Source organism: Pseudomonas sp. B21-019 (assembly GCF_024749225.1).
GTDB lineage: Bacteria > Pseudomonadota > Gammaproteobacteria > Pseudomonadales > Pseudomonadaceae > Aquipseudomonas.
The window spans coordinates 3,538,421-3,564,620 of sequence record NZ_CP087193.1; the positions used below are offsets into that span (position 1 = coordinate 3,538,421).

At 59.1% G+C, this 26,200-nt stretch carries 23 protein-coding genes; 15 read left to right on the top strand and 8 right to left on the bottom strand.

Going from position 1 to position 26,200, the window contains the following annotated elements:
* Nucleotides 1-3: 3 nt before the first annotated feature.
* Nucleotides 4-1,335: a type VI secretion system baseplate subunit TssK gene (gene tssK, locus LOY36_RS15705; protein WP_258668700.1), complete on the bottom strand. Its 1,332-nt coding sequence runs from the start codon at nucleotides 1,333-1,335 to the stop codon at nucleotides 4-6.
* Between the two features lie 66 nt (nucleotides 1,336-1,401).
* A complete protein-coding gene (locus LOY36_RS15710) occupies nucleotides 1,402-1,851 on the bottom strand; it encodes a type VI secretion protein (RefSeq protein ID WP_258668701.1) in 450 nt (149 codons plus the stop codon).
* Between the two features lie 228 nt (nucleotides 1,852-2,079).
* On the opposite strand from LOY36_RS15710, the gene tssB reads away from it, so the two are divergent.
* The 11 genes from tssB to LOY36_RS15765 all read left to right on the top strand — a co-directional run bounded on the left by tssB (nucleotide 2,080) and on the right by LOY36_RS15765 (nucleotide 16,295).
* Nucleotides 2,080-2,628 carry a type VI secretion system contractile sheath small subunit gene (gene tssB, locus LOY36_RS15715; protein WP_026331704.1) on the top strand — a complete coding sequence of 183 codons (549 nt, stop codon included), beginning with the start codon at nucleotides 2,080-2,082 and terminating at the stop codon, nucleotides 2,626-2,628.
* Nucleotides 2,629-2,657: 29 nt separating this feature from the next.
* Nucleotides 2,658-4,145, top strand: a complete 1,488-nt coding sequence (gene tssC, locus LOY36_RS15720) for a type VI secretion system contractile sheath large subunit (RefSeq protein ID WP_019648924.1) — start codon at nucleotides 2,658-2,660, stop codon at nucleotides 4,143-4,145.
* Between the two features lie 259 nt (nucleotides 4,146-4,404).
* Nucleotides 4,405-4,902, top strand: a complete 498-nt coding sequence (locus tag LOY36_RS15725; RefSeq protein WP_007937704.1) for an Hcp family type VI secretion system effector — start codon at nucleotides 4,405-4,407, stop codon at nucleotides 4,900-4,902.
* A 15-nt stretch (nucleotides 4,903-4,917) separates the two neighbouring features.
* Nucleotides 4,918-5,361, top strand: a complete 444-nt coding sequence (tssE, locus tag LOY36_RS15730) for a type VI secretion system baseplate subunit TssE (protein ID WP_258668705.1) — start codon at nucleotides 4,918-4,920, stop codon at nucleotides 5,359-5,361.
* Nucleotides 5,345-7,138: a type VI secretion system baseplate subunit TssF gene (gene tssF, locus LOY36_RS15735; RefSeq protein WP_258668706.1), complete on the top strand. Its 1,794-nt coding sequence runs from the start codon at nucleotides 5,345-5,347 to the stop codon at nucleotides 7,136-7,138. Before tssE ends, tssF begins: the two co-directional genes overlap by 17 nt.
* Entirely contained in the window at nucleotides 7,102-8,127 is a 1,026-nt protein-coding gene (gene tssG / locus LOY36_RS15740) for a type VI secretion system baseplate subunit TssG (protein WP_019648921.1), read from the top strand. Before tssF ends, tssG begins: the two co-directional genes overlap by 37 nt.
* A 2-nt stretch (nucleotides 8,128-8,129) precedes the next feature.
* The gene (gene tssH, locus LOY36_RS15745) at nucleotides 8,130-10,673 is read left to right on the top strand and encodes a type VI secretion system ATPase TssH (protein WP_258668709.1); all 2,544 of its coding nucleotides are present in this window, start codon (nucleotides 8,130-8,132) and stop codon (nucleotides 10,671-10,673) included.
* A 90-nt stretch (nucleotides 10,674-10,763) separates the two neighbouring features.
* On the top strand, nucleotides 10,764-11,699 hold the full coding sequence (locus LOY36_RS15750) for a hypothetical protein (RefSeq protein WP_258668710.1): 936 nt from the start codon (nucleotides 10,764-10,766) through the stop codon (nucleotides 11,697-11,699).
* A 148-nt stretch (nucleotides 11,700-11,847) separates the two neighbouring features.
* Nucleotides 11,848-13,578, top strand: coding sequence for a hypothetical protein (locus tag LOY36_RS15755; protein WP_258668712.1), 1,731 nt, complete (start codon nucleotides 11,848-11,850; stop codon nucleotides 13,576-13,578).
* A gap of 152 nt (nucleotides 13,579-13,730) precedes the next feature.
* A complete protein-coding gene (tssI, locus tag LOY36_RS15760) occupies nucleotides 13,731-15,740 on the top strand; it encodes a type VI secretion system tip protein VgrG (protein WP_258668714.1) in 2,010 nt (669 codons plus the stop codon).
* Between the two features lie 12 nt (nucleotides 15,741-15,752).
* Entirely contained in the window at nucleotides 15,753-16,295 is a 543-nt protein-coding gene (locus tag LOY36_RS15765; protein ID WP_258668716.1) for a toxin-antitoxin system YwqK family antitoxin, read from the top strand.
* A gap of 193 nt (nucleotides 16,296-16,488) precedes the next feature.
* On the opposite strand, the gene LOY36_RS15770 is transcribed toward LOY36_RS15765, so the two are convergent.
* Nucleotides 16,489-16,884 carry a DUF4280 domain-containing protein gene (locus LOY36_RS15770; protein WP_018929674.1) on the bottom strand — a complete coding sequence of 132 codons (396 nt, stop codon included), beginning with the start codon at nucleotides 16,882-16,884 and terminating at the stop codon, nucleotides 16,489-16,491.
* Between the two features lie 188 nt (nucleotides 16,885-17,072).
* On the opposite strand from LOY36_RS15770, the gene LOY36_RS15775 reads away from it, so the two are divergent.
* The gene (locus LOY36_RS15775) at nucleotides 17,073-18,140 is read left to right on the top strand and encodes a phosphotransferase family protein (protein ID WP_019648915.1); all 1,068 of its coding nucleotides are present in this window, start codon (nucleotides 17,073-17,075) and stop codon (nucleotides 18,138-18,140) included.
* Between the two features lie 25 nt (nucleotides 18,141-18,165).
* Complete coding sequence (locus tag LOY36_RS15780; protein ID WP_018929676.1) at nucleotides 18,166-18,933, top strand: SDR family oxidoreductase; 768 nt, start codon at nucleotides 18,166-18,168, stop codon at nucleotides 18,931-18,933.
* A 144-nt stretch (nucleotides 18,934-19,077) separates the two neighbouring features.
* Here LOY36_RS15780 and LOY36_RS15785 read toward each other — a convergent pair whose 3' ends face one another.
* Together LOY36_RS15785 and LOY36_RS15790 are read right to left on the bottom strand one after the other, a co-directional pair.
* Nucleotides 19,078-19,674 (bottom strand): hypothetical protein, encoded by a 597-nt coding sequence (locus LOY36_RS15785; protein WP_258668718.1) that lies wholly within the window; start codon nucleotides 19,672-19,674, stop codon nucleotides 19,078-19,080.
* The gene (locus LOY36_RS15790; protein ID WP_019648913.1) at nucleotides 19,674-20,087 is read right to left on the bottom strand and encodes a hypothetical protein; all 414 of its coding nucleotides are present in this window, start codon (nucleotides 20,085-20,087) and stop codon (nucleotides 19,674-19,676) included. Before LOY36_RS15790 ends, LOY36_RS15785 begins: the two co-directional genes overlap by 1 nt.
* A 319-nt stretch (nucleotides 20,088-20,406) precedes the next feature.
* Between LOY36_RS15790 and LOY36_RS15795 the strand changes: the two genes are divergently transcribed.
* The gene (locus LOY36_RS15795) at nucleotides 20,407-21,522 is read left to right on the top strand and encodes a Gfo/Idh/MocA family protein (protein ID WP_258668720.1); all 1,116 of its coding nucleotides are present in this window, start codon (nucleotides 20,407-20,409) and stop codon (nucleotides 21,520-21,522) included.
* Nucleotides 21,523-21,976: 454 nt separating this feature from the next.
* On the opposite strand, the gene LOY36_RS15800 is transcribed toward LOY36_RS15795, so the two are convergent.
* Both LOY36_RS15800 and LOY36_RS15805 read right to left on the bottom strand, forming a co-directional pair.
* Nucleotides 21,977-22,225, bottom strand: coding sequence for a DUF1652 domain-containing protein (locus LOY36_RS15800; protein WP_019579377.1), 249 nt, complete (start codon nucleotides 22,223-22,225; stop codon nucleotides 21,977-21,979).
* 193 nt (nucleotides 22,226-22,418) lie between these two features.
* Nucleotides 22,419-23,915 (bottom strand): helix-turn-helix transcriptional regulator, encoded by a 1,497-nt coding sequence (locus LOY36_RS15805; protein WP_258668723.1) that lies wholly within the window; start codon nucleotides 23,913-23,915, stop codon nucleotides 22,419-22,421.
* A gap of 371 nt (nucleotides 23,916-24,286) precedes the next feature.
* Here LOY36_RS15805 and LOY36_RS15810 point away from each other — a divergent pair, with 371 nt between their 5' ends.
* The gene (locus LOY36_RS15810) at nucleotides 24,287-24,745 is read left to right on the top strand and encodes an REP-associated tyrosine transposase (protein WP_258668725.1); all 459 of its coding nucleotides are present in this window, start codon (nucleotides 24,287-24,289) and stop codon (nucleotides 24,743-24,745) included.
* Between the two features lie 111 nt (nucleotides 24,746-24,856).
* Here the strand turns inward: LOY36_RS15810 and LOY36_RS15815 are convergent, their stop codons facing one another.
* A complete protein-coding gene (locus LOY36_RS15815) occupies nucleotides 24,857-26,140 on the bottom strand; it encodes a Zn-dependent hydrolase (RefSeq protein ID WP_258668727.1) in 1,284 nt (427 codons plus the stop codon).
* Between the last annotated feature and the right edge of the window lie 60 nt (nucleotides 26,141-26,200).

The window sequence follows — 26,200 nt, forward strand, 5'->3', positions numbered from 1 at the left end:
TGATCAAGCACTTTCACTCGCCTGGGCCACAAACAACACCACTTGCCATGGACTGCTGGCCAGCCTGGAAGCCGGTGCGGCAATCAGCAACGGCAACTGCCCGTCGAACCATTGGCCTTCGGCCGTCACCACGAACAACCGCGTATCGTCGCCGACGCCGTAGGCCACTTGCTCATTGCGGCTCATGGCCTCATGGGACAAACCGCTCATGCGCTGACGGCTGAGCAACGGGATGTGCGGCTGCGAGGCGATGATCGCTCCGCTCAGCCATTCGCTGGCGGCCTGCTCGCTGGCGCCATTGGGCATGCGCAAACCGATGACCAGCCGTTGGCTCGGTTGGTCGTCGGGCAATTGAATCGAGAAGGATTGTTCGTTGCGTTCGAACGCCAGGCTGCGATAGCCGGCGCGGATCAGTTCGAGGGTCTTTTCCAGCCAGTCGAGCACCGTTTCATAGCCGCGCTGCAACTCCAGAAAATCCAGCGGCGCGAATGCCGGAACCCCGGCTAATGGATCGAGCGCCGACCACGCGCCGGCCAGCCCGAGCAACGAGCCATACAGCGCCTGCGGCGCGGCCACGCGACTGTTCAGCAGACCTTCGACTTCCGGCAATCGCGCCCACAGCGCCGTCAACTGACGCCGGATTTCCATCGAATCATCCTGATTGCCGGCCTGCTGCGCCTGGCGCAAACGACCGGCGAGGAACATGCATTTCTCCCGCGCCCTGGCACACAGTCCCGCCACGCGCCGGCCCACCACCGATTCGGGCAACAGGCACGGCGTTGGCGGTGTGTAAGGCAACGCTAGAAAGCCGCCACCTTCCTTGCGAATTCTCAACAGCGGCAGGCAGACGGAATCCGCCTTGTTCAGTTGCGTGCACAAACGCGGATTCGGACGCCACACCGTGATCGATTCGGGGTACTCGCCACTGGTGAGGTCCGGCAGTGCATCGCCGACCACCGACTGCAATCGCCCCTTGAGCGGCAGCAACTGACCGGCACGCCACAGCGGGCTGACCGCCAGGTAAACGGTGACGGTGGCATTGTCCGTGGCGTCGATCGCCTCACTGACGTCGAGCTCCAGCATCGGCCCGACACCGGCCTGCAGATTGACCGGCAAACCATCCGGCAACGTCGCCTGCAAATTGAGCAGGCGCACCAGCCCGGCACTCAGTGCCGAGGGATCGAATTCAACGCGGGTCACGCCCCAGAACCATGGATTACACGCCTGGGCGAAATGCGCTACCAACGCCTCGGCCCGCAGCCCTTGCAACTGAAAATGCTGGGGCAGCAACTGCATGCCCTCATGCCAGCAAACCGCGTCAGGAAGCAGACTCATACGATTCCCTTCGACCTCTTGTGGTGCCTGGCTTGAACATCAGCCCTTGTGGGAGCAATCCTGTGTTCAGTTCGGGTGGTCGCTGACCAGTGTCATCTCGCGACTGTCGAACTTGAGCCAGGCGTTGCTTTGATCGTCCAGCCGCAACCGGTGTGCTCCGGGAGTGGTATAGCTGGCGAAGACTAAAAGTCCAGCCGCCCGCTTGCCCCCCAACGGGAAGGGTTGTTTGTCGATGAATTGACCGGGCACCAGCTCCAGTCCCCAGACCGACATCAGCTGCCGGTAGTCGCGCTGATACTGCTCGCGTTCGGCGAACCACTGGCGAGCGGTGATGCCCGACAATTGCTTGAGCAGATCCGCGTCGTTCACCGCAATGAAGTCCACCGCAATCGGGGTGTCATCGTTGGCGCGGGGCGCGACGTCCAGCGTCAGGTTATCGAGATCGACGCGAGGCCCGAACAACGAACACCCGGCGAACGACAGGAGCACAAGCAAAGAAAAAAGACGTGCGTACAAAATGAATTTTCCTTTTCTCGACACGGTCCAAAAACGTTTTTCGTTTGCTTTTTTATAGACCTGTTCTAGCGTCTTGGGTAGTTCGGTCGGCACGACGAATGTGGAAGGTTCGTCAAAGGAATGACAGGTCCTCTGCCCTCCCTTTCTAACCTACGGTCCAGTAAGGGAATGCGATGAAACGGGCCTCCCGATGCATTGCTCCCGCCTCATGCATCGGAGTCAGCCACCATGGCAGAAAGTACTCAGCACAAGCTAGACAGGGTTCGCCCACCCCGGGTGCAAATCACCTACGACGTCGAAATCGGCAACGCGATCGAGAAGAAAGAATTGCCATTGGTTGTCGGTATTCTTGCCGACCTCTCCGGCAAGCCTCTCGAACCACTCCCGAAATTGAATGAACGGCGTTTCACCGAAATCGACCGCGACAACTTCAATGAAGTCCTCGCCTCGATCGGCCCGCGCGCCACCTTGCAGGTCAACAACACCCTCAGCGGCGACGACAGCAAGCTCAACATCGAGCTCAACTTCAAACACATCGATGACTTCGATCCGGTCAAGGTGGTCGAGCAAGTCACTCCGCTGCGGCGCCTGTTCGAAGCGCGTCAACGTCTGCGCGACCTGCTGACCAAACTCGATGGCAACGATGATCTGGACAAGCTGCTGCGTGACGTCATTGCCAACACCGAGGGACTGCAAGAGATCAAGTCGGCTCGTCCGGACACCGCCGCTCCCGCTCCTGCTGGCGACAGCGAAGCACCGGCTGAACCGCAAGCCTGATCGCTCATCCACCCAGGGAGAATTTTGCCATGCCCGCCTCATCCGCCGCCCAGACCCAAGCCAGTGACAGTGCAAGCGAGACCTTGTCCTTGCTCGATGAAATAATCGCCAAAGGCCGCATGGCCCATGACGACAGCCAACAGGATTACGCCCGCGACATGCTCGCGGAATTCGCCACCCAGGTCCTCGATGAAGGCATGGCCGTCGACAAGGACACCGTGGCGATGATCAACGACCGCATCAGCCAGATCGACGAGCTGATCAGCGCTCAACTGAACGAAGTGCTGCACCACCCGGACCTGCAGAAACTTGAAGCCTCCTGGCGCGGCCTGCACTTGTTGGTAAAGAACACCGAAACCAGTTCCCGACTGAAATTGCGCCTGCTCAACGTGACTCAAAAAGAGCTGCAGAACGACCTGGAAAAAGCCGTCGAGTTCGACCAGAGCGCGCTGTTCAAGAAGATCTACGAAGAGGAATACGGCACCTTCGGTGGCCATCCGTTCAGCCTGCTGGTGGGTGACTACACCTTCGGTCGGCACCCGCAGGACATCGGCCTGCTGGAGAAACTGTCGAACGTCGCGGCGGCCGCCCATGCGCCATTCATTGCCGCCGCCAGCCCTCGGTTGTTCGACATGAACAGCTTCACCGAACTGGCCGTGCCACGGGATCTGTCGAAAGTGTTCGAGAGCCAGGAGCTGATCAAGTGGCGCTCGTTCCGTGAAAGCGAAGATTCGCGCTACGTATCGTTGGTGCTGCCGCACTTCCTGCTGCGCCTGCCTTACGGTCCTGACACGTCGCCGGTGGAAGGCATCAACTACGTCGAAGACGTCAACGGCAGCGACCACGGCAAATACCTGTGGGGCAACGCCGCGTGGGCCTTGTCGCAACGGATCACCGAAGCCTTCGCCAAATACGGCTGGTGCGCGGCGATTCGCGGTGCCGAAGGCGGTGGTGCGGTGGAAGGCCTGCCGGCCCATACCTTCCGTACAACCTCCGGCGACCTGTCGCTCAAATGCCCGACCGAAGTGGCGATCACCGACCGTCGCGAGAAAGAACTCAACGACCTCGGCTTCATCGCCCTGTGCCACAAGAAAAACAGCGACGTGGCGGTGTTCTTCGGCGGCCAGACCACCAACAAGTCCAAGGTCTACAACACCAACGAGGCGAACGCCAACGCGCGGATTTCGGCGATGCTGCCGTACGTGCTCGCGGCCTCGCGTTTCGCGCACTACCTGAAGGTGATCATGCGCGACAAAGTCGGCAGCTTCATGACCCGCGACAATGTGCAGACCTACCTCAACAACTGGATCGCCGACTACGTGCTGATCAACGACAACGCGCCGCAAGAGATCAAGGCGCAGTACCCGTTGCGTGAAGCCCGGGTGGATGTGACCGAGGTCGCCGGCAAGCCGGGAGCCTACAAGGCCACGGTGTTCCTGCGGCCGCACTTCCAGCTTGAGGAACTGACCGCGTCGATCCGCCTGGTCGCGACCCTGCCGCCACCGGTAGCCGCCTGACCACTGCAACCTGTGGCCCCATTGAGGTCTGTGGTTCCACTAAAACTTGTGGCGAGGGAGCTTGCTCCCGCTGGGGTGCGAAGCGGCCCCAAAAAATGGGACTGCTACGCAGTCCAGCGGGAGCAAGCTCCCTCGCCACAGGTTCGGTGTGTGGCCTTACAGGTTCGGTGTTCGGCTTAACAGGCTCAGTGTTTGGCTTAATTGATTGGATTGGGCATTCACCCCCACTTATCGCGATAATCTTCAGGAGTTTCATGCGATGGATGCAATCATTCTCGACCTCGGCGGCGACATCAAAGGCGATAGCTTGCTTGAGGGTTACAAGGACAAGATCGAAGTCATGTCCTACAGCCACAACGTGGCCATGCAGGTGACCAACGACGTCAGCAACTCGGAGCGCACCTCCGGCAAGCCGCACATCGGCGAGTTCACCCTGACCAAATTCGTCGACAGCTCGACGCCTTCCCTCAACGAATATTGCTGCGCCGGCAAACCGATCCCCGAAGCCAAGATCACCATCGGCCGTAACGCCGCCGAAGGCAGCGGTCAGTTGATGCCGTTCATCATCTACACCCTGACCAACGTGGTGCTGTCCAACGTCAGCGTCAGCGGCGGCACGGGTGGCAAACCGGTGGAAACCATTTCCCTGAACTTCACCAAGATCAAGTGGGAGCTCACCGCCCAGAAAGACGACGGCACCAAGGAAGGCACGGCCGCCTCGACCTGGGACATGGCCGCCAACAAGCTCGTCAAGTAAGCGGACGCGTCGGCCATGGCAGGCACCGGCATGCTCCCACCGTTGTTCGAGCGCCTCGCCGCCAGCGAGGTCGACACCGTGCAGGTGTTCGATCGCCAGGGGCTGCTCGACTCGGTGCACACGGAGTTGCTGCGCCTGTTCAACACCCGACGCGGCTCACGTCCGCTGACCTCTCCGCCGAGCATTCTCGACTACGGCATCGCTGACTGGACCGCCTTGCAACAGCAGCGCAGCGATGACCGTCGTCAGTTGGCACGGGAAATCCGCGAGGCCATCAGCCATTTCGAACCGCGCCTGCAACTGGGCGAGGTCCAGGTCAATCCGGTCCCCGGCCATCCGCAGCAACTGAGCATTCGGCTGGTGGGCGAGTTACGCAGCGGCCAGCAGCACTGGCCCGTGGCCTTTGTCATCGAGAAGGCCAGCCATGGTCTTGAGGTGCGTCATGAGCGACTCGATTGACCCGCAACTGCTCGATTACTACCAACGCGAACTGACCTGGCTGCGCCACGCCGGGAGCATTTTTGCCGAGCGATATCCCAAGGTCGCCAGACGCCTGGAACTGTCCCCCGGTGAATGCCCCGACCCACATGTCGAGCGGCTACTTGAAGGTTTCGCCCTGCTCGCGGCACGCCTGCAACGGCGGCTCGATGACGACTATGCCGAGTTCAGCGACGCCTTGCTCGAACAGCTTTACCCGTTGGCCATGCGGCCGTTGCCGTCCTGCGCGATCGTGCAGTTCGAGCCGGACCCGAGCAAGGGCAACTTGAACGATGGTTATCCATTGCCCCGCGACACACCGCTATTCGTCACCACCAGCAAAGGCGAGAGCATCCACTTTCGCACCAGCGCCGCGGTTCGATTGTGGCCGGTGGAAATCAACGAAGCGCTGCTGCTGGGCAGCGATGAAGCCCAGGCCCTGACCGGTGTGGCGCAAGCACGCTCGGCCTTGCGCCTGAGCCTGCGTTGCCTGGGTGAGAGCCAGTGGTCGACGCTGGCCATCAAACAATTACGCGTGCACCTGGCCGCCTCGCCGGTGATCAACGCCTGCCTGTATGACCTGCTCGGCGCCCACGCGGTGAAGGTGCTGGCCGGACCGGTCGGCAGCGTGCCGGTCATGCTGGCCGGGTTGCCGCAAATCGTCGGTTTTGCCAGCGACGAAGTGCTGTTGCCGGACGAGGATGGTGTGCATCCGGGCATGCGCCTGCTCGCCGAGTACTTTGCGTTCCCGGACAAATTCAACTTCTTCGACATTCCATTGGCCGGCGCCGCCAGCGACAGCCAGCCGCTGTACCTGTACATCGTGTTCGACCGCGCCCCGGCCAACCGCCTGCACCTTCAGGCCAGCGACTTCGCCCTGGGCTGCGCACCGGTGATCAACCTGTTTCCACGTACCTCGGAACCATTGCGCCCGGACGGCACCCGCAGCGAGTATCGCCTGGTCGCCGACAGTCACCGGGAAAACAGCGTCGAGATCCACAGCATCCGCGCCATGCGCGCCAGCTCAAGCCAGGGCGTGCAGCGGGTGCCAGCGTATTACGGCAGCCAGCATATCGGCGGCGACAAACAGTGCTATTGGCATGCGCGACGGGTCAGCGGCATGACCCCGAATCGGCTGGGCACCGACCTGATGGTGAGCCTGGTGGACACCCGACTCGATCCGCTGACCGAGGCCAGCGAATACAGCCTCACCGCCGAACTGCTGTGCACCAACCGGCATCTGGCCCAGAGCCTGCCGGCCCGCACGCCCCTGGGTTTCGAACGACCGGGGCCGGTGGCCTGGGCCCGTTTGCGCAACCCGCCGAGCCCGCAGAGTTTGCCGCGACTGGATGGCGAATCCCGTTGGCGGCTGGTGTCGCAACTGACCCTCAATCATTTGTCACTGGTCGAGGGGCCGCAGGCGCTGGACGCCCTCAAGGAAATCCTCCAGTTGCACAACCTGCGTGACGAGGCCAGCGCCTTGCGGCAAATCGACGGCTTGTTAAGCCTCGGCTGCGAACGAGTGATCGCCCACGTCGGCGAAGACGCGTGGCGCGGCTGGCGCAATGGGCTGGAGGTTCAGCTGCAACTCGATCCGCAGCATTTCGTCGGCAGCAGCGCGGTGTTGTTTTCCGCGGTGCTGGCGCAGTTCTTTTCACTCTATGCCACGGCCAATCGCTTCGTGCGCACGGTTCTGGTCCAGTCAGACAAGGAGGTCAAGACATGGCAACCCCAAGCCGGCATGCCGCTCTCCCTCTGAGCCTGAGTCAGAAGCTGCGGCGCGATCCGCAGGCGTTCCAGTTGCTGCAAGCATTGTTGCTGCTGGAGCGCGAACACCCGCAAGCCGAATCCCTGGGCAGCGGCACCGCCCCCCAAGCGGAAGCCTTGCGCCTGCGCGGGCCGCTTACGCCGCTGTTTTCCGCCAGTGAAATCGAAAGCCTGACTCAGGAAGCTGACCAGCCCCCGACGCTCACGACCCCAGTGTTTGGCCTCGGCGGGCCGGACGGCCCCCTGCCCTACGCCTATCAGGAATGGCTGCAACAACGGGCCCGCGCCAAGGACTATGCCCCGGCCGAATTCCTCGACCTGTTCCAGCATCGCTTGCTCAGCCTGCTGTACAAGGTGATGCGCAAACACCGGATCGCCGTCGGCTTCACAGCCCCCGGCGCGTCGCCGGTGCAGGCGCAACTGCGGGCGCTGACCGGGCTGTTGCCCAAAGCCTTGCAGGAACGCCAGGCCGTACCCGACTCTGCGGTACTGGCGTGCAGCGCGCTATTTGCCGACGGTCGTCGTTCCCTGGCCGGCTTCGCCGCGATCGTGCGCGAGCACTTCGAACTGCCAGTAGAACTCAGCGCCTATGAAGGTGCCTGGCGGGAGATTCCGCCGGCCAGTCGCAGTCGACTGCAACCGGGCGGGCGCAATCTGCAGCTGGGCCGCAACGCGGTGGCCGGCACTCGGGTCTGGGATGAACACGCCGGCATCCGTCTGACCCTCGGCCCGCTGACCTCGGCGCAGGCGGCGCGGTTTCTGCCGGACGGTGAAGCCCATCCGGCACTGGCCAGTCTCAGCGCGCTGTATTTCGGCCCCGACCTGGATTGCACACTGGTGCTGTTGGTGCGCGGTGCCAGTCCGATGAAACTCGGTCGCCAGGCCCCGCCCTTGCTCAGTTGGAACGGCGGCCTGCAACGCCAGACCAGCCTTGCCGTGCAACGGATCGAAACCCGCCTTCGTCAGCTGGAGATCACCTGAACATGGAACTGGCCAGTCTGATCGGACGCCTCAACCCGGACAACCGCCGTGCCCTCGAACGGGCCGCGCAGCGCTGCCTGCAACGGGGTCATCATTACGTCGAAATCGAACACTTGCTGTTGGAGTTGCTGGACATCGAGGGCGGTGACTTCGCCTGGCTGCTGCCGCGCTTCGGGCTGGAGCGCGATGCCCTGACGGCGGAAATCAACAAGGCCCTGGAACTGTTCAAATCCGGCAGCACCCGCACCCCGGCGCTCTCGGCGCACACCATCGGCCTGCTTGAAGACGCGGTGGTTCAGGCCAGTGTGCTTGGCCTGGAGAGCATTCGCTCGGGTTTGCTGCTACTGGCCCTGCTCGACCGTGATGAACGTCGCAGCCTGCTGCTCAATAGCGCCTCGTCGCTGTTGAAAATTCCACGGGAAGCCTTGCGCAGCAATTTGCTGGAGTGGACCGAAAACTCGCGCGAACACGTTGGCGGCACGCGGCCGGTCAGTACCGGCCATCCGCAACCGAAACAGGATTCGGTGCTCGACCAGTTCACCCAGGACCTGACCGCCGATGCCCACGCCGGGCGCATCGACCCCATCGTCGGCCGCGACGGCGAGATTCGACAGTGCATCGATATCCTGCTCAGACGTCGGCAGAACAACCCGATCCTGGTCGGCGCACCGGGGGTCGGCAAGACGGCGGTGGTCGAAGGCCTGGCGTTGCGCATTGCCGCCGGTGATGTACCGCCGTCGCTGCAAGAGGTCAGCCTGCGGGTACTCGACCTCGGTCTGTTGCAAGCTGGCGCCGGGGTCAAGGGCGAGTTCGAGCAGCGGCTCAAAGGCGTGATCGACGCGGTGCGCAGCGCCGACAAACCGATCATTCTGTTCATCGACGAAGCCCACACCCTGATTGGCGCTGGCGGCGCGGAAGGCGGCAGCGACGCGGCCAATCTGCTCAAACCGGCGCTGGCCCGTGGCGAGCTGCGCACCCTGGCCGCGACCACCTGGCTTGAGTACAAAAAATACTTCGAGAAAGACCCGGCCCTCGCCCGGCGATTTCAGTTGGTGCAAGTCGAGGAGCCGGACGAAATCACCGCTGTAGAAATGCTCCGGGGCATGGCCGCGAAACTGGAACAGCATCACGGTGTGCAGGTGCTGGACGCGGCGATCCACGAAGCGGTGAAACTGTCCCACCGCTACATCTCCGGGCGCCAGTTACCGGACAAGGCCATCAGCGTGCTCGACACCGCGTGTGCCCGGGTCGCCCTCGGCCAGCATGACGTGCCGCCACCGCTGGAAAGCCTGCGTCATCGCCAGCAAAGTCTCAAGGAGGAAGTCGAACGCCTGCGCCGCGAACAGGCCACCGGGCTTGATCACCGTGAACGCATCACCCTGCTGGAAACCGAATCCGTGGGTAACGTGCAGGCCATTCGCGAACTGGAAACCCGCTGGAACGAAGAACGGATCGCCGTGCGCGAACTGCTGGAAACCCGTCGCGAATTACTCACCTTGAGCGAACGCGCCGACAACGATAAACCGGACGAAGCCACCGACAGCCGCATCGATCATCTGGCCGCCGAACTGGTGCGCCTGGAGGCCGGTCTGGACGCCATTCGCCAGGACGATCCGCTGGTACCGGAACAGGTCGACGGCAAAACCGTGGCCGCGGTGATCGCCGGCTGGACCGGCATCCCGGTGGGCAAGATGCTCGCCGACGAAGCCCACGCCGTGCGCACCCTCGGCCAGCGCATGGGCCTGCGGGTGATGGGCCAGAGCACCGCGCTGAACACCATCGCCCAACGCCTGCAAGCCTATCGCGCCGGCCTCACCGACCCGCAAAAACCGGTCGGCGTGTTCCTGCTGGTCGGCCCCACCGGCGTCGGCAAAACCGAAACCGCTTACGCCCTGGCCGACGCACTGTATGGCGGCGAACGCAACCTGATCAGCATCAACCTTTCCGAATACCAGGAAGCCCACACCGTCAGCCAACTCAAAGGCGCCCCGCCCGGCTACGTCGGCTACGGCAGCGGCGGTGTACTCACCGAAGCGGTGCGGCGCAAACCCTATTCGGTGGTGCTGCTCGACGAAATCGAAAAGGCCCACCCGGACGTGCTCGAAGCTTTCTACAACGTCTTCGACAAAGGCGTGATGGAAGACGGCACCGGGCTGGTGGTGGACTTCAAAAACACCGTGATGCTGGCCACCAGCAACGTCGGGGCTGAGTTACTGCTCGACACACCGACCGCTCAACTGGGCACCGATGCCTTCAACGAAGTGCTGCATCACGTGCTGCTGAAAGCCTTTCGCCCGGCGTTTCTGGCGCGCATGACGGTGGTGGCGTATCGGCCGCTGGATGAAACGACGCTGGAAGGAATTGTGTTGGCGAAGCTGGAGAAATTGCGCGGCCGGTACAAGGCCGCGACCGGCAAGCAGTTTGAGTTTGACGCCGGAATTGTGCAGGCGGTGTTGGCCAAGTGCAGTGCTGCCGGGGCAAGGGATGTTGAGAATGTGTTGATGACCCAGGTGACGGGGAAGTTGGCGGAGTGGGTGTTGGAGTAATGCCAGGACGACCAGACTGAAACTTCTACTTATTGACTCACCGAGCGGACACAACTAATGGAGCACTTCCAGTAATCAAAGGAGATCCTCGTGAGACGACTAACCACTCGTGTGGACCCGCAGGAATTAATGGCCATCTATAGCCCGATCAGAGCAAGCATAGTCTCAACGACACTGCAACATCAGGGAGTGTTGCCGGTACAGAGGCTAGCCTCTGGGGTAAAGGTTGCCAGAATTATAGAAAGACGCCATGTCGACACTTTCGGAAAGCCCGATAAAAGCAAAGTAACTGTATTTGACAACAGTCTGAAGCCTTACCGATATAACGGGAACTCCCCAAACTCATTCCCACCCATACAGCAATTACTTACCGACTCAAAAATCTCTTTACCTAACCCCCAACCTGGCACTTACGTCGCTACAAAAGGAAACAACAATCTTTTTGCCAGCCTGGCTGCAGAACGTGCGTATTACCGGGATAACGAAACTTATAAAGCACTCTTGAGCGGAGACAAAAGAAAATTGCGCGAGTACTTCGACATGGAAAATCTTATGGAAGACAGGTACATCCTGGAACAAGAAGTCACCCGCCCAATCAATTACATCAACACAGCAGACCCTTCCACCCGACGAGCCATGCAGGAAATATACAAAGAACACATGAAAGAGCTTCTCTATCTTTATAAGGACTTCAACATCCCCAATCTGCCCGACGCCAATGAACCGAACGAATTATTGGATTTTTTTCTCTCAGGCCCTACTTACGATCTTTCTCAACCCATTGGCAATACGCTACTGAGCAACTCACTTGCGATTAAGTTTCCGTCTGCCCGAACGAATGCCGCCCCCACTCCGTTATATTTCGAGGGCTCCAGCAATTTTGTCATACCCAACAACCTGTTTGGTAGCCTTGAATACAACAATACTTACTATGCCCTTAACAACAAAACCCTTATCAAGTCTTCTAATGGAGAAGAAAGCGCCATAGCCAAAATAAAAGACAACACCAAACAAGGTGAACCATGACGAACAACCAAGTATAAACGGGACTTATTTATTTTTAAAACCACAGCTTAATTAGGCGACACTAAAAATAAACCTGTCCCCTTTCCAAAGCACAGACCCAAAAGGCGAACCAACCCGAGCGCCCATAACAATATCAAGGATGTGAATCATGCCCAGTACAATTGTCATTGGAACAGGTATTTCGGCGGCAGCCTATCTCATCTCAATCCAACAGTACTTAAAGTCCATCAACAAAACGCTGGGGGATATCCATTTACTGGGCGGCCCCGATCTGTGGCAAAAAATGTCACCACACCATGCCATGGGACAACCACAGCAATTACTAACGGGTAACCTTTTAGGTACTGGTCGCGAAGACCGTGGTTTTTCCAGTCAGCCGGTTCCGGGAGCCGATTTCATGAAGGCGGGTCTATTCTCGACCGTTATAAAGTACTATCTAAACCAACATTGCCATGTCCAGATCCCCTTCTCTTATGTCACCAACATAAGTAAAACCGGGGCTGCTTACTCACTGAAACTGGACGGCCGCGTGGGTGGGCGAATTACCTGTGACCAGGTAATTATCGCAATGGGCCCTGGCACCCCGCGCGCATTGATGGAAGAGGACGGCAAGCCCTCCGAGGTCAATGTCGAGGCATTCAAGGGCTCGATAGTCGGGGGCAATGAATTCATGGATCCGGACTGGACAATGCCTGACGACTCAAATATCGCTGATGCGACTGTTGCCGTTTACGGTGGTTCGGCGACAGCATCATGGGTGGTAGAGTTAGCCGCCATGAGAAAAATGCAAGTTCTTTTATGGTTCACTCGTCCCGGAAGCGGCGAGAATCCATGGGACGCTGAAGCTCGTTTTAGCGAAGCCTTTCCCGCCGGCAACAGAAACAGCGCGATAGAAAAAGACTTCGAGAAAGTCAGGGACGTTTTAAAACTTACGAAAGTTGTGCGCGACCTAGAGACAGGCAAACTGAAACTGACACTTAAAAACAAAGATGGACAATCCGTAGTACAACTTGTCGACCTATTCGTCTATGCACTAGGAGCAGACCATCTGACAAAAGGAATAAAAACAATTCTAGACCCTGGCATTCACTCCAGTCTGGTTGCCTTTTACGACAAAAATTTTGCTATCAGTTCAAAGCCCTCATTGCTGGCCATCGGCACTGAAAACCGTTCTCTCATTATCGTTGGCTCGGCAATGAGCAGTGAAGCCGGGTTCGGCAAGGACACACTATGGTTGCAAGGTGACCCGCAAAGACTTATTGAAAACAATACCAGAAGCATCAAGCTGGCCAGCTATAAAGATATCAGCAACACACTTCCTGCTGCTGCCAGACCCACAGAAGGAATCGCCATGGTTATGGCAAGTATTGAGGCACTCAATGAATATATGCCTGTCACGGTTTCCTCGCAAAGACGTCTCGTCATGCATTCAACACCCGACTTCACAACCAGTGCTGGCGTACTCCCCAAAGGCTCACCGAATCCAGACGCCGGGCATGATCGCCTGCATGATATAGATTTTGAATGGGATATAAACTTCAACACCAGCAACCGTACACAACTGGCAGCCTATATCGCTCAATCCACGGACCTTTCGCCATTTTCTGCAAACTTTGCGGTGGCGCTGATCGTGCACTTACGAACACGCCCCGGAAACGTTCTGGGTTTAAGCGACCCCCAAGTCCACTTCGTCATCTCAACTGCCGAACGCTTCACTCAAGCGCTGATAAAACTAAATCCGCACATCAATTACGGTGCCACCCGCCTGGTGTACGACAAACTGTGGGGACCTGACAAATACCTGGAGATATGCATCGAATACATCACCACACCCGAAGAGTGGAAACAATACTGGAAAGTTAACGGGATAGAGTGCTGACGGAGTAAAAGATGAAGACGAATCCAGGACAGATCAATATCTATAAAAAATATCGAAATAGCGAAAAGCTTATGCAGCCACTTTACTCAGGTCCGTTATAGGCTGGCTGCATGAGGCGGCTGATTCTATGTTACTGATGACAAAGGTGCTCCATGGCCCGCTCGATTGATACCAACACCAGCCTGTCGCTCATCGCTGCGTCCTTGGCGGCGCTTTACCCTGAATCCATTTCGGGCGAAGAAGCGCTCAACCGATTGGGTCGGCACACACTGAACGGCCTCAACGACGGCGCAACTCTCTCCCTGACCACCGCCGTCGCCACCCACGTCACCGCCACCCTGCACAACGACGCCCTGACTCGCCCGTTGGACGCGCTGGTCGCCGAAATCCGTCAATTGCCCGCCGATGCCACCGCCGAGCGCTATCAGCTTGTACTGCGGCCATGGCTCTGGTGGCTGACCCTGGCTAGCAATAACCGGGTGTTCCAGAACCTCAGTACCTCTGACATCGTCACTACGATATTCAAGGCCCACGCCTTCACCGACTTCAAGCTCTCACTCAGCGGCAGCTACACCCCGCGCGAATACTGCGTGCAGTACGGCGAAACCGATTTCGCGTTCGTCTCGCGGTTGCTGGAGGAAGACGGAATTTTCTGGTTCTTCACCCACGAGGACGGCAAGCACACGCTGGTGCTGGGTGACAGTAACGATGCGTTTGTGCCGATCCCCAATGGGCCCAAAGTGAGCTATCTCGGCCAGCAGTTGGGCGAACGTGAGCTACACGGTATTCGTTCCGGGCAGGTCTGCGTGCAGGCGGTGGCCGGAGTGTACCGGGCGACGGATTACGAGTTCACCACGCCGACCACATCGCTTTACGGCCAGGCCGAAGCGGTGGCCGGGCCGCGTTCGATGTACGAGCATCCGGGCGGCTACAACGCCAAGGCTCGGGGTGATGAGTTGACCAAGCAGCGGGTCGACGGCTTGCGCAGTCAGGAGAAGCGTTTCGTTGGAGAAAGCGACTGCCGCTGGTTGGTGCCGGGGCATTGGTTCACCCTCGCCGGGCACGATGATTCAACGTTGAACATCGATTGGGTAGTGACGGCGGTGACACATGACGCCAGTCACGACAGCTATCGCAATCGCTTCGAGGCAATCCCCAAGGCCACGCCGTACCGCCCGGAACGCATCACCCCCAAACCGCGCATGCACCCGCAAACGGCAATTGTCGTCGGCAAGTCGGGCGAAGAAATCTGGACCGACGAATACGGCCGGATCAAGCTGCAGTTCCCTTGGGACCGCGACGGCAAGAACGACGAAACCAGTTCCTGTTGGGTGCGAGTTGTACTGCCCTGGAGTGGCAAGGGCTTCGGCATGCAGTTCGTGCCGCGCATCGGCCAGGAAGTGATCGTGACCTTTATCGATGGCGATCCGGATCGACCGCTGGTAACCGGCTGCGTCTACAACGGTGACAACGCCCTGCCCTATGCGCTGCCGGCGAATCAGACCCAGTCCGGGATCAAGACCCAATCGTCCAAGGGCGGCGGCGGTTTCAACGAGTTGCGCTTCGAGGACAAGAAAGACGCCGAAGAGGTGTTTTTGCAGGCGCAGAAAGACCTGAAGATCAACGTGCTCAACGACAGCACCGCCACGGTCGGCCACGATGAAACCCTGACCGTGCAGAACGCTCGCACGCGCACGGTGAAAGACGGCGACGAGACCGTGACCCTGGAGAAAGGCAAACGCAGCGTGACCATCCAGACCGGCAGCGACACGCTCGATGTGAAGGACAGCCGCACGGTGACCGTGGGCGCCGACCAGACCCACAGTACCGGTGGCAATTACGCGCACAAGGTCACCGGTGATTACAGCCTGACGGTTGACGGCAACCTGACCATCAAGGTGACCGGCACCCTGACCTTGCAAAGCGGCGGCAGTTTTTCGATCAAGAGCGGCGCCGATCTGGCGGCCGAGGCCAGTACTTCGATCAGTCAGAAGGCCGGGACCTCTCTGAGCAATCAGGCTGGTACCTCACTGGAAAACAAGGCCGGCACGACCATGACCAACGATGCCGGGATCAGCCTGACCAACAAGGGTGCCGCTTCGCAGACCGTGGATGGCGGCGGCATGCTAACCATCAAGGGGGGTCTGGTGCAGGTCAACTGACAAGGAGAACCCATGGCCATCACGCCGCTGGATTTGCAACAGAACGATAAACAGCTCAAAGGGCGCCTGCTCGATGGCCAGCTCGACGGTGCGCTGCACATCAAGGATGACGGGCGCGCGCAGGCTGATTTGCACTACAACCGGGGCGAGCTGCAAGGCACCACCCTGCTCTACCACCCCAATGGCAAGGTCTCGGCGCAGTTGCCGTTTGTGCATGACAAGCTGCAGGGGGTTGCCAGTTTCTATGCCCCCGAAGGCAGTCTGCAGCGCAAGGCGACTTACCGCCGAGGGCTGCTGCATGGCGAGGCGTTCAATTACTTTCCCGATGGGCGACTGGCGGAGGTCGAGTTTTACCGCGACGGCGTGCGCGACGGGCGCTATCAACGCTTTCATCCGAACGGCAAGCCGGCCGTCGAAGCCCGGTATCTCAACGGTCAATTGCTGGAACCGGAACAGGGCTTCGCCAGCGACGGACGACCATTGGACGCCGACGGCAAGCCGATCTCACGAGTGCGCTGGTGGTTCAGGCGCTGGAGCGATCCCGAGCAAGCCTGAGCTCTGTAGCAGCTGCCGAGCAGCGCGAGGCCGCGTTCGGCTGCGAAGCAGTCGCAAGTCCGGCTGACGCAGTCTGCCTGATGTACCGCAGTCTCAGGTTTTACGACTGCTTCGCAGCCGAACGCAGCCTCGCAAGCTCGACAGCTGCTACGGCCGAACGCAGGCTTCGCCAGCTGTTACAAAGATTGTGGGATCAGGGAATCAGCATCTGCATTTGCCCCGGCATCACGATTTTGATCACTCCGGCCCAGTTGCACATCAAGGTGCTGTTGGCATCGATGGCCGGCATGCCGCCCAGCAGCAGGGTCGGCGCGCCGCCGGGGATCCACGGGGTGGCGGTGGCCGGGATGCACGGCATCGGCGTCAGCACGCCGAGTGCCGCGGCGGTGGCGGCCGCGACCATCGGGTTGGCCATGCTCATGCACGTGCCGAACGGCATGACGTTCACCAACGGAATGTGGTCCATGATGTTCGCCGCCGGCATGCCCCCGGTCATTGTGCGGTTCACTGGCAGCACGTTGAGTACCGCCGGCGCCGCGCCGAAACTGCATTGCAGGGTCGCGGTGGCGCAAACTTGCGGACAGCCCATGTCGAATCTCCTTCCTGGAAGCGACGCTCCCTGAACCATAGTCCGCCGCGCCTGTTCGCGCACATCAGGAACGCTGATTATCCGGCAACACGCTAACCTATAAGACCGTGCCGCGCTTGTGGCCACCCCAGCGCGCCATTAGATTAGCCAATGATGTCTGGCCTCCAAAATAAGCAGAAGGGATAAGCATGGCGCTTACTGACCAGTCCACCCGTATCCGCTCTGGCGAAGAACTCGATGCCAGCCTGATCGATCCGTACCTCAAGGCGCACATTCCGGGCCTGAGTGGCTTGCCTGTGATCAGCCAGTTTCCGGGCGGTGCGTCGAACCTGACTTACCTGCTGGAATACCCCGAACAGGAATTCGTCCTGCGTCGGCCGCCGTTCGGCCACAAAGCCAAGTCCGCCCACGACATGGGCCGCGAATTTCGCATCCTCAATCAGCTGCGGGACGGTTTTCCCTATTGCCCCAAAGCCTATGTGCACTGCACTGACGAATCGGTGATCGGCGCTGAGTTCTATGTGATGGAACGGGTCAAGGGCATCATCCTGCGCTCCGAACTGCCGCCGGAACTGGGCCTTGATTCAGCGAAGACCGAAACCCTGTGCAAGAGCTTCATCGACAAGTTCGTCGAACTGCACCGAGTCGACTACAAGGCTTATGGCCTGGGTGACCTCGGTAAACCCGAAGGTTATGTCGCGCGGCAAATCAAAGGCTGGAGCGAGCGCTACGAAAAAGCCCTGACCCCGGACGCGCCGAAGTGGGAAACGGTGAAGGCCTGGCTCAACGACAAGATGCCAGCCGATCACCCGACGTCGAGCATCGTCCACAACGATTACCGCTTCGACAACGTGATCCTCGATCCGAACAACCCGATGCAGATCATCGGTGTGCTGGATTGGGAGCTGACCACCCTCGGTGACCCGCTGATGGACCTGGGCAACACCCTCGCCTACTGGATCGAAGCCGACGACCCGGCACCGGTGCAACTGATGCGCCGCCAGCCAAGCCATGCCCCCGGCATGCTGACCCGCCGCGAATTCGTCGATTACTACGCCGAGCGCGCCGGCATCCAGATCGACAATTTCGACTTCTACTACACCTATGGCCTGTTCCGTCTGGCCGGCATCGTGCAGCAGATCTACTACCGCTTCTTCCATGGTCAGACCCAGGACAAACGCTTCGCACAGTTCATTCACATGAACAAACTGCTGGAGCAGATGAGCTTGCAGGTCATTCAGAAATCCAGCCTCTGATCAGGCCCCATAACAAGGAAAAATCATGTCCAAGACTCAGTTGTTCGACCTCGACGGCAAGATCGCTTTCGTCTCAGGTGCCAGTCGCGGCATCGGTGAAGCCATCGCCAAACTGCTGGCGCAGCAAGGTGCCCACGTGATCGTGTCGAGCCGCAAGCTCGACGGCTGCCAGCACGTCGCCGACGCGATCATCGCCGCCGGCGGCAAGGCCACCGCCATTGCCTGCCACATTGGTGAAATGGAACAGATCACCCAGGTATTCGCCGCCATCCGCGAACAATTCGGGCGCCTGGATATCCTGGTCAACAATGCCGCGACCAACCCGCAGTTCTGCAACGTGCTGGACACCGACCTCAGCGCCTTCCAGAAAACCGTCGACGTGAACATTCGCGGCTACTTCTTCATGTCGGTGGAAGCCGGCAAGCTGATGCGCGAACACGGTGGCGGCAGCATCATCAACGTCGCCTCGATCAACGGCATCTCGCCGGGGATCTTCCAGGGCATCTACTCGGTGACCAAGGCAGCGGTGATCAACATGACCAAGGTGTTCGCCAAGGAATGCGCGCAGTTCGGCATTCGCTGCAACGCCTTGCTGCCGGGTTTGACCGACACCAAGTTTGCATCGGCGCTGGTGAAGAACGAGGCAATTTTGAACACCGCATTGCAGCAGATTCCACTCAAGCGCGTGGCGGATCCGAGTGAAATGGCCGGTGCGGTGTTGTACCTGGCGAGTGATGCTTCGAGCTATACGACCGGGGTTTCGCTGAATGTGGATGGCGGGTTTCTGTCCTGATTCGGTTTTGCGAATAAACCAAAGGCAGCCTCAGGGTTGCCTTTGATGTTTTACCGGAGGACTCGTGGAAGACTCTCGCCTGTTTCTGAGATGCATCGGGTGTCAGGTAATCGTTTGATAGATGGGACTGGGCCAGAGACGGCACTATTCACCCCGCACAAACTCAACCGGCTTACCTGTCAAATCCAGAACTCTAAAATAGCCCTTGATACTCTTTACGTTACGGATCGCCAGCTGAACATGCGTTTCATGCATAAAGTCTGTATCAGGATAAAGACATTCGCCCTCCCAGAATGGTGAACGAACGGAATCATACGCAGGTGCCTCTGTAAGCTCCCGGAAGGTATGCAACGCATCAATGACCTGACAATCCAAACGACGTAGATACTGACTATTTTTCTTAAGAGGTTGACCGCCTTCTTCTTTTGAGGCGGCTTCAAGCCAGAGGTAGGTCTGACAGATTTCACGCAACGCACTCTCAGTTGTGAAATCCAGGCAACGCCCCAAGTCAATCACTGCCCCAATCACGAATGGATTTTTGATAGAGCTCCGTTTTTGTGCATTGGTCGCAAAACTTAACGCGCGCTGCGGGTTGTTTTCCCAAAAATAGGCGCCGCGACCAAGCCAATCATAGTCATTAGTGCTATCAAGGAGTGTTGCTTCTCCAGCCAGCACACGCTCCCCAATTTCTCGCTCACACCCATGGAAACCAAGAACAAAAGAAGGAGAAATGCAATACATCAGCGAGCCTTGGTTTCGCCATTCACACGTTTGAAGAACTCCCGAACCTTGTCCGGATCCTTGAGCATTTCAGTAGCGTATTCATCGATACGTACCGAAGCACAAGTGGCGGCTGATAGCCTGCTACCGTTAGAACCAACCATGACCCAGCCAGTCCCAGTCGATGCTTTGTGTCCCTCTCTATCCATATCCAGCATTACTCCTGATCCACTCTTTGCAACCGCTGCGGCGATAAGTCCGTATGTCTTCTCGGCGTTTATTCCGGCAGCACCGGTACGACCGCTAACGATTTTGCCATTCGTTAGCCGAACAATGCCGCCGTGCTGGAATCCTGCAGAATCACGTACAACCTTAGCTTCGTGACGGTCACCATCAACAAAAACATAGGCCGTTTTTTCGAGATCCTTCGACATAGCCACCTCTATTCGAGCTTGGTTGCATTGCTCAAACTTGATTAATTAGTGGCCAATATAGTCTGTGGTGTTTGTCCCGTCATTAATGCCCGCAATTTGTGGCTGATCTGCACACCTGGAAACGATAGAGGCCGCTAACAAGACGCACAAGCCGGCAGATTCCGGCGTTGTTGTAGGCAATGACGCAAGGCGATGTAGCCATTCTCAGCGCTTCCTGACCTCGCCAAGAAAAAGAATATTTATTCCACTTTATTGCATATTGAGAATTTTTATTCCATAAATAGCCCTCCTGAAAATAAAAATCCAAAGGACCCCGGCTATGCGCGAACTCGGTATCGGACTCATCGGCACAGGTTTCATGGGCCGCGCCCACGCCCTGGCCTTTCGCAATGTCAGCGCTGTTTTTGAATTGCCGCTGAAGCTCAAACTCACCGCCCTTGCCGACGCCGACCCGCAGCGCGCCCGCCACTGCGCCGACGCCTGGGGCTTCGATGCTGCTCACAGCGACTGGCAACAACTGATCGATGACCCCAAGGTCAACCTGATCGCCATCACCACCCCCAATCATCTGCACTACCCCATGGCCATGGCTGCCATCGCCGCCGGTAAACCGGTGTATTGCGAAAAGCCGCTGGCCGTGAGCCTCGAGCAGGCCAGTACCATGCACCTTGCAGCCAAAGCCGCAGGCGTGGTGACGCGGGTGGGTTACAACTATCAGCACAACCCGATCATCGGCCTGGCTCGGGATTTGATTCAAAACGGCGCGCTGGGGCAGATCATCAGTTTCCAGGGCGAGTTCAGCGAAGACTTCATGGCCGATCCCGTTTCACCCTGGTCCTGGCGCTGCGACGCCAATTACGCCGGCGGCGCCCTCGCGGACCTGGGCAGTCACTTGCTGGCCATGGCCCGTCATCTGCTGGGCGACGTCGAGGCGGTGTGCGCGGATACCCAGACCGTGCATGCGCAACGCCCCGTGACGGCGGGTGGTCAGGAACGACGCGAGGTCGCGGTCGACGATCAGGTCCACGCGTTGCTGCGGTTCGCCAACGGCGCACGAGGGACGTTCAGCAGTAGCTGGCTCAAACACGGTTACAAGAATCACCTGAGTTTTGAAATCAGCGGCACCCAAGGCACCCTGGCGTTCGATCAGGAACGCTTGAATGAACTGCGGCTGTATCGTGCCGGGCAAGGCGGTTTCCAACGGCTGCTGGCGGGGCCGGATTTGCCGGGTTACGCCGCCTTCAGCCCGGCGCCGGGGCACCAGTTGGGTTACAACGAACTCAAGACCCTTGAAGTGCATGAGTTGGTGATGGCGCTGGCCGGTCTCGGCCAGGACGGGACCGATTTCGAGCAGGCGTGGGAAGTCGAACGCCTGGCGACGGCAATTCGTCTGGCGGCACGGGAGTCGCGGTGGGTCAGGATCGAGGAAGTCTGAACCGACGCTCAGGTCATACACCGCCAGTTGCACGTGCTACTGGCGGTACACCGGACCCGGTTTACTGAGTGACGCAACGGGTCAGGGTCGTGGTTCGGGTCACCTGCCCTTCAGCCCTCATATCACCCTGTACATCGGTGCTTTCGGTGGTCGAACAGGTACGAACCGGTGTCGGTGGTGGTACGGCCGGGGGTGGAGGCGGCGGACTGGCGCAACCACCCAGAATCGCCACGCAAAGTGCGAGCGACAGAGGTGAAAAAGCACATTTCCCAAAACTGTTCATAGGCTGACCCGCGGTAAGTAATCGACATTTTCCGCGACTCGAAAACCACCCCGCGAACCCGCGGCCCTGTCACAGAAAAGAAATACCCTCGCATTCCTTATAGCTTAGCTACCCGCCAATGCCAGAAAGACAGTAACCACTGCATTACCGCAGGCCTGCGGGATATGACGCCTAAAGAGCGGAGGATCGATTCAAGCCACTGCTTTCAAGCTCATAGCGCAGCTCTTCAATCAACGCCGCCACTGCCTCCGGCGTCCGGAGCGTCGCCACGTTCAACCCGCTGACCACCAGATCCACCTGCCCTGTCGCCGGATGGTAAAGCTTCACCGTCAACGAATTATCCCCGGCAAGCGCACACTCACAGGCCAACGGCAAAAAGCTCCGCTCCAACTGCATACGCAATTGCACCAGGTAACTCATCCCGACTCACCTTGGCGACAGCGTAAAGTCGACTGCCCGCTTGTTCTTTTCGCACCCATGAGGTTGTTCCTTCAGCTGCATCGAAGAGGACGCGATACCGGGCCCAAGCCACGTCTCGCACCCCGACAGCCTAGAAAAAGCCCCATATGATCAATACATGAAATTGCACCACCCGCACTAGTGCATTTGCACCTTAACGTTGCCCCTTGATCCGCTTCACGCCGGAGAACAGACCTCGCTCGCGAGCCCAGACAATCGCCTCGCTACGGCTATGCACATCGAGTTTGGAATACACCGTCGACACATGATTTCGCACTGTATTGGGCGCGAGTTTCAGGCGCGCGGCGATCTCCTTGTCGGCCAGGCCTTCACAGATCAGGCCGAGCACATCGCGCTCCCGGGTGGTCAGGTCGGTGAACGATACACTGGGCAACTGCGGCGAGTTGACGTTCTTCACATTGGCCAGTTTTTCGATCAGCGTGCGGCTGAACCAGGACGCATCTTTCATCACCTCTTCGATCGCCGACACCAACTCCAGCTCGGTACGTTTGCGCTCGGTGATGTCCATCAACACCAGCAGGTAGCAAGAGCCGTCCTGAATGTTCACGGTGTCCGCCGAGACCGCACAATCAATCAGCCCGGCATCCTTTCTGCGCACCCTGACATCGACACGATCCACCCGCCCCGTCTTCTCCAGAGCTGTAAACAGTCGAGTGCGAGCGCCCGCTTCATCAATGAAACCGAGTTGCGCCACGGTCTTGCCGAGCACCTCATCACTGGGGTACGCCAGAGACTCGAGAAAGGCTTCGTTGACGTCCATCACCACTTGGTCGGCGGCGCGGCACACCAGGATCGGCACCGGAGTGAGGCGAAACGCTTTGGCGAACCGTTCCTCGCTCTGGCGCAGGGCGATTTCGGCCTTGTGCCGAAGCTCCATGTCGACGAAGGAAAACAGCATGCAAGCTTCGTCGTTGAGCTCAAGCGGTTGGCCGGCAACGATCACTTGCTTGCTGCCACCGTCGGCCAATCGCAGCTCGGCCTGCATCTGCGGAATGGTGGCGCCGTCACGCAAACGCTGCTTGGCCAAGTCCTTGTTCTCGGCGCGCTCCAGCACATCCAGCTCATAAGCCGAAGCGCCGATCACCTGATCACGGGCATAGCCAGTCATTTCCACGAAGCCCTGGTTGACCTTGATGTAGCGTAAATCGCTGAGGCGGCAGATCACTGCCGGGGCCGGGTTGGCGTTGAAGGTCTTTTCGAAACGCTGCTCGGCGCTGGCCCAGTCGGTGACGTCGTTCATGATCAGCACCAACGATTCCGGCTCACCGGCACGGTCCGCCAGCACCATGCTGCGCACGCTGTGAACCCAGGTGCGCTCTTCATTTTCCAGCTGCGTCACCTCCACCATCACATCGCTGAACGTCTCGCCACGGGCCACGCGGCTGATCGGATAGTTCTCGATCGCTACCGGATGATTGTTGCGATAACGCAAGGCAAAACGCTTGGCGTACTCCCCGGCATTGGCCCCCAACTCGCCAATCTCGCTGACACCGTGCATGGCCAGCGCGGCGTCATTGGCCCAGAGAATGGTCTGGTCGAGCTCCAGCAGAATCACCCCATCGGACAGGCCAGCGATGATTTGCTGCAACTGACGGCGATTGGTTTCAGTGCTCAGGACGTCCTGGCTCATTGGAACTCCACAATTGCGGCGGCACTTTTGCGCGCTGCCCAGTGAAGATTACGACCGCAGGCGTTTGTGATAGTGCATACATCCGCGCGATCACGGTGTACTGGTAGCGTATATCCACGTGATCACGAGTTTACTCGGCCTCCTGTAGGAGCTGCCGAAGGCTGCGATTTTTTGATTTTCAGCGCCCCCCAAAAGATCAAGATCAAAAGATCGCAGGCTGCGCCAGCTCCTACGGGGGTTGCGTGCATCCGTATGTCACCGATGTACGCCGTCTTGGGGTGCATTCGAAATATTCCGAAAATGCTTTCATCCACGCTACTCGCGCTAGCGGCTAACGTTCATCCGACAACACACTTCAAGGAGGCAAAGGAATGCCTGTCGCTGCAAATGGATGTCACCTGCGCAAAGCTCGATTTTCCGAATCTGGTCGTATTTATCTATTGACCGCCGTCGCTCATCAACGCGAGCAGGTGTTCGTGGATTGGCGGTTGGGACGGCTTTTGGTTGATCAGCTTCGTTGTGCCGATGAAGCATCACTCGTTATCTCCATGGCCTGGGTTGTTATGTCGGATCACCTGCATTGGTTGATGGAGTTGAAGCACGGCACATTGGCCGAGCTGATGTGTCGCATCAAGTCCAGAAGCAGCCGATCGATCAATCTTGTGCGTGGCGATCAAGGACGTCTGTGGCAGCGTGGATATTACGACCGGGCATTACGTCGTGATGAAGACTTGAAGGATGCCGCGCGCTACATCGTCATGAATCCGTTGCGTGCGGGATTGGTCAAGCGAGTCGGCGATTACCCCTTGTGGGATGCCATTTGGGTTTGAAAGATCAAAGTCAAAAGATCGCAGCCTGCGGCAGCTCCTACAGGGATTGCGTACATCCTCGGGTGTACACGATCCCTGTAGGAGCTGGCGAAGCCTGCGATCTTTTGATCTTCAGGCCCCCAATTCACCACTGGCAATCGCCTGCGACGCTGCCAGCATCGCCCGCAACAACACGGCGCACCCGGCGGCCAGATCATCCGGCGCGGCGTTTTCGATTTCGTTATGGCTGATACCACCTTCACAAGGCACGAAGATCATCCCGGCCGGGCCGAGTTCGGCGAGGAAGATTGCGTCGTGCCCTGCTCCACTGACGATGTCCATGTGCGACAGACCGAGCCCTTGAGCCGCACCGCGTACCGCTTCGACGCAGCCCTTGTCGAAATACAGCGGCGGGAAGTCGGCGGTGGGTGTCAGTTCGAAGGTCAGGCCGTGTTCCTCGCAGGTGGTTTCGATGACCTCGCGGACTTCGGCGATCATTGAATCGAGTCGCGCCGGTTCCAGATGACGGAAGTCCAGGGTCATGCGCACTTCGCCGGGAATCACGTTGCGCGAGCCGGGATAGGCTTGCAGGCAGCCGACAGTGCCGCAGGCGTGGGGTTGATGGCCGAGGGCGGCGCGATTGACTGCGCCGACGATCACCGCGGCGCCGACCAGCGCGTCCTTGCGCAAGTGCATTGGCGTCGGGCCGGCGTGGGCTTCGACACCGCGCAGTTTCAGGTCGAACCATTTCTGCCCCAGCGCGCCCATCACCACGCCGATGGTTTTGTGTTCGTCCTCAAGAATCGGGCCTTGCTCGATGTGCGCCTCGAAATACGCTCCCACGGCATGACCACTGACCTTGCGCGGCCCGGCGTAACCGATGGCGTTCAAGGCTTCGCCGACGGTCACGCCCTCGGCATCGACCTTGGCCAGGGTTTCCTCAAGGGTGAATTTTTCCGCGAACACGCCGGAGCCCATCATGCACGGGGCGAAGCGTGAGCCTTCCTCGTTGGTCCAGACCACCACTTCCAGCGGCGCTTCGGTTTCCACACCGAGGTCGTTGAGGGTGCGTAAGACTTCGACCCCGGCCAGTACGCCGAAGCAACCGTCGAACTTGCCGCCGGTGGGCTGGGTGTCGATGTGGCTGCCGGTCATCACCGGTGGCAGGTTCGGATTGCGACCCGGGCGACGGGCGAAGATGTTGCCGACGGCGTCGATGCTGACCGTGCAACCGGCCTCCTCGCACCACTTCACGAAGATATCGCGCGCCTGGCGGTCGAGGTCGGTCAGGGCCAGCCGGCAGACACCGCCCTTGACCGTCGCACCGAGCTTGGCCAGCTCCATGAGCGACTGCCACAAACGGTCGCGGTTGATGTGCTGATGGGTGGATTGCAGAACGTCTACGGCAGCGTTCATGGTGATCTCCTCAGGCAGTTGTTATTGGGTCATTCAGGCGAACTTTTGGTGTATTTGATG